At 61.3% G+C, this 12,393-nt stretch carries 12 protein-coding genes; 6 read left to right on the top strand and 6 right to left on the bottom strand.

The window, feature by feature from the left end; all coding sequences use genetic code 11:
• Window positions 1–91 precede the first annotated feature (91 nt).
• The 6 genes from HY067_15135 to HY067_15110 are packed head-to-tail and all read right to left on the bottom strand — an operon-like array spanning window position 92 to window position 4,915.
• Window positions 92–916 (bottom strand): MCP four helix bundle domain-containing protein, encoded by an 825-nt coding sequence (locus HY067_15135; GenBank protein MBI3529290.1) that lies wholly within the window; start codon window positions 914–916, stop codon window positions 92–94.
• A gap of 20 nt (window positions 917–936) precedes the next feature.
• Entirely contained in the window at window positions 937–1,221 is a 285-nt protein-coding gene (locus tag HY067_15130) for a hypothetical protein (GenBank protein MBI3529289.1), read from the bottom strand.
• Window positions 1,222–1,271: 50 nt separating this feature from the next.
• Window positions 1,272–1,796 carry a chemotaxis protein CheW gene (locus HY067_15125; protein MBI3529288.1) on the bottom strand — a complete coding sequence of 175 codons (525 nt, stop codon included), beginning with the start codon at window positions 1,794–1,796 and terminating at the stop codon, window positions 1,272–1,274.
• Between the two features lie 45 nt (window positions 1,797–1,841).
• Window positions 1,842–4,028 (bottom strand): chemotaxis protein CheA, encoded by a 2,187-nt coding sequence (gene cheA, locus HY067_15120; GenBank protein ID MBI3529287.1) that lies wholly within the window; start codon window positions 4,026–4,028, stop codon window positions 1,842–1,844.
• A 15-nt stretch (window positions 4,029–4,043) separates the two neighbouring features.
• Window positions 4,044–4,409, bottom strand: a complete 366-nt coding sequence (locus HY067_15115) for a response regulator (GenBank protein ID MBI3529286.1) — start codon at window positions 4,407–4,409, stop codon at window positions 4,044–4,046.
• A 38-nt stretch (window positions 4,410–4,447) separates the two neighbouring features.
• On the bottom strand, window positions 4,448–4,915 hold the full coding sequence (locus HY067_15110) for a hypothetical protein (protein ID MBI3529285.1): 468 nt from the start codon (window positions 4,913–4,915) through the stop codon (window positions 4,448–4,450).
• Window positions 4,916–5,185: 270 nt separating this feature from the next.
• On the opposite strand from HY067_15110, the gene HY067_15105 reads away from it, so the two are divergent.
• The 6 genes from HY067_15105 (at window position 5,186) to HY067_15080 (ending at window position 12,332) form a co-directional block, all read left to right on the top strand.
• Window positions 5,186–5,518, top strand: a complete 333-nt coding sequence (locus HY067_15105) for a hypothetical protein (protein MBI3529284.1) — start codon at window positions 5,186–5,188, stop codon at window positions 5,516–5,518.
• Window positions 5,515–7,011 carry a response regulator gene (locus tag HY067_15100; GenBank protein MBI3529283.1) on the top strand — a complete coding sequence of 499 codons (1,497 nt, stop codon included), beginning with the start codon at window positions 5,515–5,517 and terminating at the stop codon, window positions 7,009–7,011. The genes HY067_15105 and HY067_15100 overlap by 4 nt, the downstream gene beginning before the upstream one ends.
• Before the next feature lie 62 nt (window positions 7,012–7,073).
• Window positions 7,074–7,706: a response regulator transcription factor gene (locus tag HY067_15095; GenBank protein MBI3529282.1), complete on the top strand. Its 633-nt coding sequence runs from the start codon at window positions 7,074–7,076 to the stop codon at window positions 7,704–7,706.
• A gap of 159 nt (window positions 7,707–7,865) precedes the next feature.
• Window positions 7,866–9,644, top strand: a complete 1,779-nt coding sequence (locus HY067_15090) for a diguanylate cyclase (GenBank protein MBI3529281.1) — start codon at window positions 7,866–7,868, stop codon at window positions 9,642–9,644.
• 180 nt (window positions 9,645–9,824) lie between these two features.
• A complete protein-coding gene (locus HY067_15085; GenBank protein ID MBI3529280.1) occupies window positions 9,825–10,625 on the top strand; it encodes a GGDEF domain-containing protein in 801 nt (266 codons plus the stop codon).
• A 228-nt stretch (window positions 10,626–10,853) separates the two neighbouring features.
• A complete protein-coding gene (locus HY067_15080) occupies window positions 10,854–12,332 on the top strand; it encodes a flagellin (protein ID MBI3529279.1) in 1,479 nt (492 codons plus the stop codon).
• Window positions 12,333–12,393 lie beyond the last annotated feature (61 nt).

Genomic DNA, 12,393 nt, shown 5'->3' with positions numbered 1-12,393 from the left:
AGCACCTTGCGGATCTCGGCGTCGTTCCGGGTCAGCATCTCGCTCACCGAATCGTTCATGTACGCGATGTGGTTATCCGCGCCCGCGATCATCACGTTGGTCGTACACTTGTCCAGCGCGTTCTTGATGCGCAGGTCTTCATCGTCGCCACCAGGCTCGCGCTGTCGCCCGCGCGCACCTGAATCAGCGTCGAGACATCCCCATCGGCCACGCGACGCGCAATCTCCTGCGCATACGCCGGCTCACCCCCCAACTGCCGCAGCAGACTGCGGGTGATGAAAAATCCCATCAGGGCGCCGCACAACAGCGCTATTCCGCCCAGCGCGAACATCAGCAGGCGCGCATTGGCATAGGCTTTCTCCACAGCGGCCATCGCCTCGGTGTTGCTCTTGTGTTGAAAATCCACCAGTTCGGTAAGTTGGCCCTGCCATTTAACCTGCATCGGATGCAGTTCCCCCATCAGGACCCGGGTGGCTTGATCAGCCTTGTTGGCAAGGCCGAGTTCCGCCGCCTTGGTCATCACAGGCAAAGCGGCCGTGTCGGTCTCCTTGATCTTGGCCATCAGAGTCTTTTCGAAGTCTGTGCCGTTGAAGTCGGCGAACATTTTGTTAAGCTCGACTTCTGTTTCCGCGTACTTTGCACCGAGCTCTTTTAGACGATCGGCCTCGGGCCGCATCTCGGACATGTCGCTAAGCAGCGCCAGGTTGCGCAGGATGATCATCCGGTTCAGCATGTTGCCGCGCATCGACGCCGCAAGCTCCGCCTCCACTGCGTTCACGTGGCCGATTTCCACCATCCGATCCTGGAGATGCCCCATGTTCACCATCCCGATCGTGATCACTGCGATCAGAAAAATTAGGATCGTGCCGAACCCCGCCCCCAGGCGGATACCGACTCTCAAATTGGACAGCTTCATTTCAGGCTCCTTTCAAAATCTCAAGTGTTAAAAATGCGGACATGAACCGTTCCTTTTTCCACTGGTTTCTTCCCCTGCTCCTTGGCCTCCGCCGCCGGCTTGCGCCCGGCTGGCTTGGCAAGGACCTTGTGTTCGGGAGCCTTGGGCGCGACCGCCTTGACCGGCATCCGCTCGACGTTGTGGGGCCGATCCGGCCCGCGACGCTCGGTCCTGCCGTCCCAGCTCGCCGAGGCCTGCGACAGCTTGAAGATCAACACCGCGTCGGCCAGGTGCTGGGCCTGTTCTTCCAGGCTCTCCGCCGCCACGTCGGAGGCGCCGATCGCGAGCTGGTTGGCCTGCGTCTCTCAGGATATGTTCACGCTGCGTCGGCATATTCGTTCATCAGCGCCATGTCGCGCTCGTTCATCAGCTTTTCGATGTCGACGAGGATCAGCATCCGCTCGTCCACAGTGCCCAGGCCGATCAGGTACTCGATGTCGAACTGGGCCGAGAAATCCGGCGCCGGCCTTATCTTGTCAGGGGAGAGCATGATCACGTCCGAGACGCCGTCCACCACCATGCCGACGACCCGTCCGGAAACGTTCAGGATGATCACCACGGTGAACTGGTTGTATTCGACATTGCCCAGATTGAACTTGATGCGCATGTCCACGATCGGCACGATGATGCCGCGCAGGTTGACGACGCCCTTGATGAATTCGGGCGCATTGGCGATCTTGGTGATGGCGTCGTAACCGCGGATCTCCTGGACTTTGAGGATATCCACGCCGTATTCCTCGGCGCCGAGTGTGAAAGTGAGAAATTCGCTTCCCGTGGACGCCACCGCGGATGCGGATTTCGCGCCATTGTCGGGTAACCCGCCTTGTGTCGCCTGGCTCATTGACTGTCTCCTTCGCTGATTGAAGTAACCGGCGCGCGCACTCGATCACGCCACTGCACGCAACTCCTGCTTCGTCCCTCGCACCACTGCGCCGGCGTCGATGATCAACGCCACCTTGCCGTCACCCATGATGGTGGCTCCGGAGATGCCCCTGATCTTGCGGAAGTTGGTTTCGAGGCTCTTGATCACCACTTGGTGCTGACCGATCAGTTCGTCCACGAACAACGCCTTCTTGATGCCGTCCGACTCGAGAATCACCATGATTCCTTTTTCGATATCGGCAACTTTCGGCTGGATATTGAACATTTCGTGCAATTTCAAGACCGGCAGGTACTCGCCGCGCACGTGCACCACCGTTCCCTGGTTGCGAACAGACTTGACGTCGGCCATCTTCGGCTGCAGAGATTCGACGATGTAGGTGAGCGGGACGATGAACAGCTGGTCTCCCACCGTGACCGACAAGCCGTCAAGGATGGCCAGCGTGAGCGGCAGCCGGATCGAAATGCGGGTGCCCGTTCCAAGCGCGGAATCGATTTCGACGCTGCCTCCCAAGGCCTGGATGTTCCGGCGCACAACGTCCATTCCGACACCGCGACCGGAAACGTCCGTCACCACTTCCGCCGTCGAGAATCCGGCCTCGAAGATGAGTTGCCAGACCTCCTGGTCCGACATTGCGTCCGAGACCGCCATGCCGCGGCTGCGTGCCTTTTCCAGGATCTTGTCGCGGTTCAGTCCGGCGCCATCGTCGGATACTTCGATGACGACGTTGCCGCCATGATGGAAGGCGCGCAGCGTGATCGTGCCCTTGGCAGGCTTCCCGGCACTGCGGCGCTTCTCCGGAGCTTCGATGCCATGGTCTATGGAATTGCGCACCAAATGATTCAGCGGATCGGCGATCTTCTCGATCAGCCCCTTGTCCAATTCAGTGCCCTCACCGACGGTCTTAAGTTCCACTTCCTTGCTGAGCTTGGACGCGAGATCGCGGACCACGCGCGGGAAGCGGCTGAACACGAAGCCGATCGGCATCATACGGATGGACATGACCGATTCCTGCAGATCGCGGGTGTTGCGCTCCAGAAGGCCAATTCCCTTGACCAGCGTTTCGTGCAGGACGGGATCAATTTTCGATACGGTCTGGGCAAGCATCGCCTGGGTAATCACCAGTTCGCCAACCAGGTTGATGAGCTGATCCACCTTCTCGACGCCGACGCGGATCGAGGTCGCGTCGAGACTTGGTGCAGCCGGGTTCTTGTCGCTTTCCCGGCGACCGAATTTCACCGGCTGGCCAGCCGCCGCGGGCTCGGCGGCTGCGGACGTGGCATGCTCTGGCACCTCCGCAACCTGTGCGATCGAAGCGGTGGCGACCGCGGCGGGCGCTTCCTTCGGCGGCACCAGCGCGTCATACAAAGGTTCGAAAAATCCGTAATCGGTATCCGCCGGATTCGGCTTGGACGGGGATTGCGCGACAACGCCTTCACGCTCGATCTTAAGCGCAGCGGGATTGACCACGAAGGCCAGCGCCTCCCATATATCTTCTTCCGAAGAGTCCGTCTCCAGCCGCCAAGCATAAGCGCCAGAAACCACGCTCGCGGCTGGCTCGTTGAGCGCATCGAGTTTGCCCAGCGCGGAAAGATTGGCGCGCAGGTTGTTCACCATTGCAGTTCGGACACCCTCGGCCAGTGTGAATTCGATCTGGTAGCGGGGCACCTGTCCTTGGACGGGCCTTACATCCTGCGGCGCGGATATCTGCTCTGCCACAGGTCCGGCGGTGGGCGCTCGTTGTGACGCGTGGAGGGGCGATACAAGTTCCTGGACCTGTACTTCCGCTGGCGCGGCGGGTTGTTCACCGGAAGCCAGACGTTTCAGCGCCTGGCAAATCCGTTGTGCTGCTGCGGGGTCGGGATGGACGCCATCGCGATGCCCTGCGAGCTGCGCCTTGAGCACGTCTGCCGCGTTCAGGAAGGCGTCGACCATCAGTCCGGTCAGCTTCATTTCGCCCTTGCGTATCCGGTCGAGCAGCGACTCGAGCACGTGGGTTACTTCGGTCATGTCGGTGAAACCGAAGGTGCTGGCACCGCCCTTGATGGAGTGCGCCGCGCGAAAGATCGCATTCAGTTGCTCGGAATCGGGGGCATCGAGATCCAGCCCGAGCAAGAGGTTTTCCTTTTCGGCCAGCAGTTCGGCGGCCTCCTCGAAGAAGATCTGGTAGAACTGGCTCATATCCGTGCTCATGGCATCCGTCTCCGCTCAACCGAGAACTTTTCTGACCACGTCGACCAGCCGTTGCGGATCGAAGGGCTTCACCATCCAGCCGGTGGCGCCGGCCGCGCGGCCTTTTGCTTTCATTTCGTCGCCGGATTCCGTGGTCAGCACGAGAATCGGCGCCGTCTTGTAGTCCGGTAACGCACGCAGGCTCTGCACCAGCGTCAGGCCATCCATGCGCGGCATGTTCTGGTCCGTTAGAACGAGTTGCACAAGCTCGCGTTTTGCTTTATCCAGGCCGTCCACTCCGTCTTCGGCTTCGATCACTTCGTATCCAGCACCACGCAACGTGTGCGATACCATTTGCCGCATCGTCGGCGAATCGTCCACCGTCAGAATTTTCTTTCCCATGTCGCCGCCTCCGGTTCCTGTTGCGTGGCTGACCATCGCTAAAACAGATCCACGTCGCCGCTGCGATCGCAATCCACGTCCGGGCGTCGCTTCGAGAGTTGCAGCGCCTCTGCCAGCAGTCGTGAGCGTGCTTCGGCCATGGCTCCCGGCGCGGCGGTCAAGGCGGCAATCTCGAGCAGTTCCGCCCGTCCGCGCATGTTCGAGATCATTTGCGAGGCAACATCGTGAAACTGCAGGCACGTTATGACGCGATCGGCCTCGTCGCAGAACCGCTCCCGCAACCGCTCGCCGGCCGGATCGGAATTCATGGCTTCGCTCATGCTCGTAAAGGAACGGCGCAGTTGTTCCACCGCTCCGTCCAGCAGCCCCTGCAGGCGTTCGAGGTCGCGCTCCAATCCACCCCACAGTTCAGCGTGGGCAAGCGGTTCGGTACCTTCTGCTTCTTCCGGACCCATGAAACTTTCCTTCACATACGGGAACATGCGGTGAGGGACTGCGGCGAACATTCATCCTCCGTCTTTCGTTTGGCCTATTACGGCCCGGGGACACGGAGCTTTAGCGGTCCGGAAAGACCGGACCCAGCACACCGGCAACCCTGGCTACCCGCGGCCGCCAGGGCATGGCTTGACCCGCTATTCGTGGATTGCCGGTGCAGAACCACCTCCGCCCGTTTATACTTTTCGGCAGGGTCCTGAAGGGACATGCGATGGTGAACGCGTGGCCGCCTTGTTGCAGACCGGACATCCGGGGCGGCACCAACAAGGGGGGGGTTCAGCTTGCAGTGGTCTTCCGACCTGTCCGCGGGTCGTACACGCGCAAATGCAGGACAAACTGAGGAACGCCTGCCCAATCCGTCCCTGAAAAAGGTGGGCTGGTACGCCGGCGTCATCGTCGGCGTTGCCCTGCTGGCGCTGCTGTCCCGGGACCTGTTCGGAAACAGCGCGAGCGTCGATGTCGGAGCGCTGCACTCGGCGCTGACCATGGTGGCTCTCGGTGTGTCGCTCACCATTACCGGAATTGCACTACTTCTATATGGATGGGCCGGGCTGCGGCTGGTTCAGCGCTTCAAACGCGACCGTGAGGCAACTTTTACGATAAGGGCTCAATGATGGAAGAACGGGTGATTCGCGCTTTGCTTGTCGAGGATTCCGAGGAGGACGCGGAGGTAATTCTCGCCACGCTTGCGTCCGGCGGATTCTCGGTCGTCAGCCGGCGCGTGGAAACCGCCGAGCAGCTGCGTACCGCTTTGCAATCGGACGATTGGAGTGTTGTGTTGTCCGACTTCAATCTGCCCAACTTCAGCGCGATCGAGGCGCTCGAAATCCTCAGAACCCTTAGAGCGCAGGTGCCGATGATCGTCGTCACAGGCGCAATCGGCGAGGAGTCGGCGGCCGCGGTAATCAAGGCCGGCGCCACCGATCTCGTGACAAAGCAGGGGCTGCACAGGCTGATGCCCGTGGTCGAACGCAACCTGCGCGAGCTGGATTCCTTGCGGCAATACGAAGCAGCGCTCGCGGCGCTGAACGAAAGCGAGGCGCGCTTCCGGGCGATCGCGGCCAATCTGCCCGGCGTGGTGTTCCAGGCTTTGCTCTATGACGATGGCAGCGCCGATCTTGCCTATGTCAGCGAGGGCAGCCATCTCGTCCTGGGCGTTACCGCGGACGTACTGATGAGTCACCCGGAAATGATTCTCGACATGATCCTGCCGGAGGACCGCAACAGCTTCGTCGCGGCGCGAATCCAGTCAGCCACCCAGCTGGCGCCGCTCAACTGGGAAGGCCGCATCCGCATCGGTGCCAATGGCCAGGAAATCAAGTGGGTAAACCTGCGCGCCAGCGTGCGCAGACTGTCTTCCGGCGTCGTGATCTCGGACGGCATCATTTCCAACATCACCGAAAGCAAGCTCGCCCAGCAGTCCATCGAAGGACAGCAGCAGCAACTGCGGCAGTTGGCTTCGCACATCGAGCGCGTCAAGGAAGAGGAACGCGCCCACGTCGCCCGGGAAATCCATGACGATCTGGGCGGCACGCTGACGGCGGCGAAGATAGACTTGGCCTGGATACGCGGCCGTCTCAACCCGGACCAGACGGCGCTGGCCGAAAAGGCGGACGCAATGGAAGCGCTCCTGGATTCGGCCATCGAGGCGACGGGCCGGATATCACGCAGCCTGCGTCCGTTGGTCCTCGACTACGGCGTGGCGGCAGCGATCGAATGGCAGGTCAAGGAATTCAGGAAGCGCATGGGCATCACCTGCGATTTCGTCTGTTCGCGCGAGGATATCGTGCTCGACCGGGAGTTTTCCACGGCGCTATTTCGCATCTTCCAGGAAACGCTGACCAATATCGCCAAGCATGCCGGCGCGTCGCACGTTGACATTTCGCTCGAAGACAACGGCAGCGCGGTGCTGCTCACCGTCACCGACGACGGCCAGGGCATCGATGCAGGCGATATGCATAAGAATGGCTCCTACGGAATTCGCGGTATGCGCGAACGCGCCGACTTCCTGGGTGGTACCATCGACATTTCGGGCGCCTCCGGCGCCGGCACACAGGTACGCGTATGCCTGCCCGCCAAGCGGCCCTCTCATGCCGCGGAATTCTAGCGAAAAGGCGCTGAACCCGCGCTCCAGAGAACTCTCCAACACCTACTATCCCTAATCCAAACATGATTCGCCTGCTCATCGTCGACGATCACACCATCGTGCGCCACGGCCTTCGCCAGGTCGTTTCGGAATCTGCCGACATCGAAGTGGCCGCGGAAGCCGGCTCCAGCGCGGAAGCCGTGCGCTTGCTGCGCGAGAACACCTACGACCTGGTGTTGCTCGACATCTCCCTGCCAGATAAGAACGGCATCGAAACGTTGAAGCAAATCAAACGCGACAGGCCCGGGTTGCCGGTCATCATGCTGAGCATGCATGCCGAGGACGAATTCGGCGTGCGAGCGCTCAAAGCCGGCGCCTCCGGCTACGTGAACAAGCAGAGCGCGCACCATCAGCTGGTGGCGGCCATCCGCCAGGTTGCCTCCGGTCGCCGCTATATCAGTCCGGAACTTGCCGAAGAACTGGCACGATCCATCGGCGAAGCCACCGAGAAGCGTCCGCACGAGCTGCTGTCCGACCGGGAATTCGACACCCTGCGCATGCTGGCAGGCGGAAAGTCCCTGACCGAAATCGCAGAGTCGCTGTCGATCAGCCCGAAGACGGTCAGCGTCTATCGCACCCGTCTGCTGGAAAAAATGAAGTTGAAAAACAATGCCGAAATCGCGCACTACGCCGTCAAGAACGGCCTTATCGATTGATCTGAAGCCCGCTTAAAGATTCCGCCGCGGCCGCCGATACTACCGGAAGACTCCCGCGTCAGCCGTGCCGCACGGGGGCTGGCCGAAGGCGACCGGCCAAAAAAACGGCGGGCAAGGTAGTCTTAAACGAGGCTCTCAGTTTTCAGCACCCTGCTGGCGATGAATGCCCCGCTGAACCCCACCGATATCGCGCGCGAAACGTTCAGGCAACTTGCCACGCAGCGCATTGCGCCAACCCCCGACAACTATCGCGACCTCTATCATCGCATCGGCGGCCATGGCAGCAGCGAGGAAGAGGAAGACCTCGCCGGCAAGCTGACCCAGTTCGCCGAACAACTTCCCAAGACTGGCCCGCCTGGCGACGTGCGCAAGACGCTGGAAAAAGTCCTGGCCCGGCGCGACTGGAAAAACCTGAGCGCCATATTGCTCGCCCTGGCACAGACGGACGGGGGCAAGACCAGGCCGGAGCAAACCGCGGAGCGCCAAGGCTCCAGGGAATGGACGAAGACGCTGCGCGCGCTGATGCAGTCCTTCGAAACCAATCATGCGGGATGGACTCGCGCAAAGAAGCGCGACGCGCTGGATACCCTTCTGAATTCCGTGCCTCGCGATCCCGACGCCCTGCTCACGAGATTGCGCGCCCTGGTCAGCGGCTGGGAAGAAACCCCGGCGGCCCGCACGCTGATCGAAACCGCCGAAGGCGTCCCCGACCCGGCGCAGGACACGCCGGGGAACGTAGCGCAGCATTTGCGCGATTGCCTGATTACTGCGCTCGACGTCGCGCTGCCGGCCTTGCTTCGTCACGCACCCGATCTCGCATGGGAGGCACGCACTCTCGCGGGCCGCGTGCGCCTGGCCGATGATGCCGCCGCGCTTATCCAGCTCGGCAACGATTTGCGACTCTTCACCCAACGCGCGGAATTGCATGGCGGCGGCGACGGGCAGATTCGTGAGGCCCTGTTGCGCCTGTTGCGCCTGATTGTGGACAACATGCGCGAGCTGGTTGAGGGCGACCATTGGATTCAGGGACAGGTGGCCATCGTCAAGAACGTGCTGGATCGTCCGCTCACGCCGGAAGTCATCGAGGAAGCGGAGCGTGCGATCAAGGACCTGATGATCAGGCAGGGCGCGCTCAAGCGTTCGCTGGAAGAAGCGCGCGCCAGCCTCAAGGCATTGCTGCAGGATTTCATCGACCGCCTCGGCGGAATGTCCGACGATACCAGCGACTACCAGGCGAAGCTGGAAACGTATTCCAGCCGTTTGCAGCAGACGGACGCCTTCGTGGCCTTGAACGACATCATCCGCGACCTGTTGCGCGACACCCGCTCCATGCACGAAGCCACCGAGCAAACCGGCAAAGCGCTGACCACGGCGCGCCAGCACGTTCAGGCCGCCGAAGCGCGCATCCAGCAGATGGAGCGGGAGCTCGAACATCTCACCGAGCGGGCGCGCGAAGACCAGTTGACCGGCACGCTCAATCGCCGCGGACTCGACGAGGCATTCAAGCGCGAGGCCGCCCGCGCGGACCGCCAAAGCTCGCCGATGTGCGTGGCGCTGCTCGACATCGACAACTTCAAGAAGCTCAACGATACGCTCGGCCATCAGGCCGGCGACGAGGCCCTTATGCATATCGTGCAGGTAATCAAGGAGCATTTGCGCCCCGCGGACGCGCTCGCGCGCTACGGCGGCGAGGAATTCGTGATCCTGTTGCCCGACTCCGACGTATCCGAAGCCATGGATGTGATGGCGCGCCTGCAGCGCGAATTGACCAAACGCTTTTTCCTGCACAACAATGAAAAACTGCTGATTACTTTCAGTTGCGGCGTCTCTCAGCGCAGTTCCAGCGAAGATCTCGAACCAGCCGTGTCCCGCGCGGACCGCGCGCTTTATCAGGCCAAGCGCTCCGGCAAGAACCGGGTCTGCGCCGCCGAAAACTAGCCATTTCGGCGCGCAGTCCGGCTAACGCCTGCCGCCGGCCGGGACGATTCGCTGATTTACCCGCTTTTTCCCCTTCTTTTCCGGGCTTTGCCGTTGCGGAATTGCCATTAGATTGGCAACCATCGTCTGCTCGGTCCGGAATATCCGGAACGATCGGGTTCTCGATAAGAGGGAGAAATGATGGCTGTGTTAGTCGACGATTTGCTGCGATTGATGGTTCCGAAGGCGGAGGACGCCTCGCCGTTTCAGGTTCCGTCCAACCTGCCGGCGGCGCCGGCCGGGTACTACCAGCGCATCGAAGCCTTTGCCAAGCGCATCCGTGCAACGCGCAGCGTCGAGCAAATCGTCGATATTCTCGACGAGGCGCTCGGCGAGACGCGCTCTCTGCGGGGCGATGGGGCTCTGGCGCTGGCCGAGGACAAGGTTCGGCGCGCCGAACTCGAAATCGAGGCGCTGAAGGCCGAATTGAACAAAGCCATCGAGCTGACCAATGTCGATCCGCTCACCGAGCTTCTTAATCGCCGAGGGATGAAATCAGGCTTCGTCGCGGAAGCGGCCCGCAGTGACCGCCATGGCACGCCGTTGTGCATCGCATCCATCGATATCGACGATTTCAAGCGTATCAACGATTCGTACGGCCACCCCGCGGGTGACGCGGCGCTGACCCATCTTGCCAAGGTGATGCGCACCACGCTGCGACCGAACGACGTGCTTGCGCGGGTCGGCGGCGAAGAGTTCATGGCGCTGCTGCCGAACAGCAACGAGCAGGCGGCTTTCGCCGCACTGAATCGCCTGCTGAAGGCCGTAGCAAATAACGTCGTCGTTTGCGGACACCATCATATATCCGTGACGTTCACAGCCAGCGTCGCCGTGCGCGCGTTCGGCGAACCGCAAGAAGAGGTGGAGAAGCGCCTCGATGCGGCACTTTATCGTGCAAAGCATTCCGGCAAGAACCGCGTCATGTTCGCTCTTGCCGATTAACTGAATCAGCTGGTTAGTCGCCCCTCCCCGGGGTGTTTACGGGTCATGCGGAACCGAGTGTTCCGCATGACCCCCTTTTTTCTTTTCCTAAAGTTCCAATTCCGCCAACCGATATCAGGAGTAACGGCGGTTTTGTTGCCTCTTTTGGAGGCGGGCCAACGTTGACGGCGTCATGAGCTTTACGACCCTAACGCCGCCAGAAGTCAAATCTTGGCAAAGGAGAAAGTAATGCCGCAAATTATCAATACAAACGTTGCCTCGCTGAACGCCCAGCGAAACCTCAACGTTTCGCAAAGCGCACTTGCCACGTCGTTGCAGCGTTTGTCGTCCGGCCTGCGCATCAACAGCGCCAAAGACGATGCCGCCGGCCTGGCGATTTCGGAACGGTTCACCGCGCAAATCCGCGGTCTCGATCAGGCCCGACGCAATGCGAATGACGGCGTATCCCTGGCGCAAACTGCTGAAGGCGCATTGCAGACCGCAGGGGACATCCTGCAGCGTATCCGCGAATTGGCTGTTCAATCGGCCAACGCTTCCAATTCAGCCGGCGACCGCCAGGCACTCAACGCCGAAGTGACGCAGCTTGCTTCCGAATTGGACCGCGTCGCGCAAACGTCCGAATTCAACGGACTGAAACTGCTCGATGGTAGCTTCGGGTCCGCAACCTTCCAGGTCGGCGCCAACGCCAACCAGACGATCACCGCGACGACCGGTAACTTCCGCACCAACCAGTACGGCAATTACCGCATCGGCTCCTTGGCCGCAACCGCGTCGAACCCGGATGGAGATCTGACTGCGGGCAGCACAGCGAACGCGATCGCCTCCAATGCCGCGGCCACCAGCCGCGTTGCCGGCGGCACCATCACGATCAACGGCGCAGTAGGCAGTGCAACCATCACCGCGGCCGCCGCTGCGAGCGCAAAGACCGTTGCCGGCCAGATCAATGCGCAGACCGCGAACACCGGCGTAACCGCCAGCGCGATCACCCAGTTCGACCTGACCGCCTTCACGGCGAGCTCGAGCTATTCCCTCAATGTCACGTCGAACAACACGACCGCTGTCACGGTCGCTTTCACGGTGGGTGCAACGGTTAACACCGACGGCCTCTCATCGGCAGTCAGTGCGATCAACGACGTATCCTCGAAGACCGGAGTTACCGCCAAAGTAAACACCGCTGGCACCGGTATCACGCTGCTCAACCAGGCAGGTGAAAACATCACGATCGCCAACAACGCCGGTTCGACTACGGTCACGGTTGGCGGCACTGCAACTGCTGCTGCTGCTAGCGCAGTCGGCACCGGCCAGATCGTGCTCGATTCGGACAAGACGTTCAACGTCGCCGCCGCCAATACCACTGACTTCTTCACGGCAGTTACCGCCGCAGGGCAGTTGCAGAAAGTCGGCGATCTCGATGTGGGCAGCGTCGCCGCCGCGAACCGATCCCTGTCGATCGTCGACTCGGCGCTTGCCAGCATCAACGGCCAACGTGCGAAATTCGGCGCGTTGCAGGCACGGTTCGAGAACACCATTTCGAACCTGCAAACCACGTCGGAGAACCTGTCGTCCGCACGTAGCCGTATCCGCGATGCAGACTTCGCGCAGGAAACCGCTGCACTCACCCGCGGCCAGATCCTGCAGCAAGCAGGCGTGGCGATTCTGGCCCAAGCCAACGCGTCTTCGAACAGCGTGCTGTCTCTGCTGAAGTAAGTCGGCAACGGTAGGGTCATCGGCCCGGTCGGCAATCCCGGCATCGGGCCGATGACGCTCC

It is taken from the genome of Betaproteobacteria bacterium (genome assembly GCA_016194905.1).
Classification (GTDB): Bacteria; Pseudomonadota; Gammaproteobacteria; order Burkholderiales; family JACQAP01; genus JACQAP01.
This window is presented reverse-complemented; position numbering and strand designations above follow the sequence as displayed.

Excerpts from the sequence above, each read along its gene's own strand:
- HY067_15135 (MBI3529290.1), bottom strand. The coding sequence starts at position 916 with ATGAAGCTGTCCAATTTGAGAGTCGGTATCCGCCTGGGGGCGGGGTTC.
- HY067_15125 (MBI3529288.1), bottom strand. The coding sequence starts at position 1,796 with ATGAGCCAGGCGACACAAGGCGGGTTACCCGACAATGGCGCGAAATCC.
- cheA (MBI3529287.1), bottom strand. The coding sequence starts at position 4,028 with ATGAGCACGGATATGAGCCAGTTCTACCAGATCTTCTTCGAGGAGGCC.
- HY067_15115 (MBI3529286.1), bottom strand. The coding sequence starts at position 4,409 with ATGGGAAAGAAAATTCTGACGGTGGACGATTCGCCGACGATGCGGCAA.
- HY067_15110 (MBI3529285.1), bottom strand. The coding sequence starts at position 4,915 with ATGTTCGCCGCAGTCCCTCACCGCATGTTCCCGTATGTGAAGGAAAGT.
- HY067_15100 (MBI3529283.1), top strand. The coding sequence starts at position 5,515 with ATGATGGAAGAACGGGTGATTCGCGCTTTGCTTGTCGAGGATTCCGAG.
- HY067_15095 (MBI3529282.1), top strand. The coding sequence starts at position 7,074 with ATGATTCGCCTGCTCATCGTCGACGATCACACCATCGTGCGCCACGGC.
- HY067_15090 (MBI3529281.1), top strand. The coding sequence starts at position 7,866 with ATGAATGCCCCGCTGAACCCCACCGATATCGCGCGCGAAACGTTCAGG.
- HY067_15085 (MBI3529280.1), top strand. The coding sequence starts at position 9,825 with ATGGCTGTGTTAGTCGACGATTTGCTGCGATTGATGGTTCCGAAGGCG.
- HY067_15080 (MBI3529279.1), top strand. The coding sequence starts at position 10,854 with ATGCCGCAAATTATCAATACAAACGTTGCCTCGCTGAACGCCCAGCGA.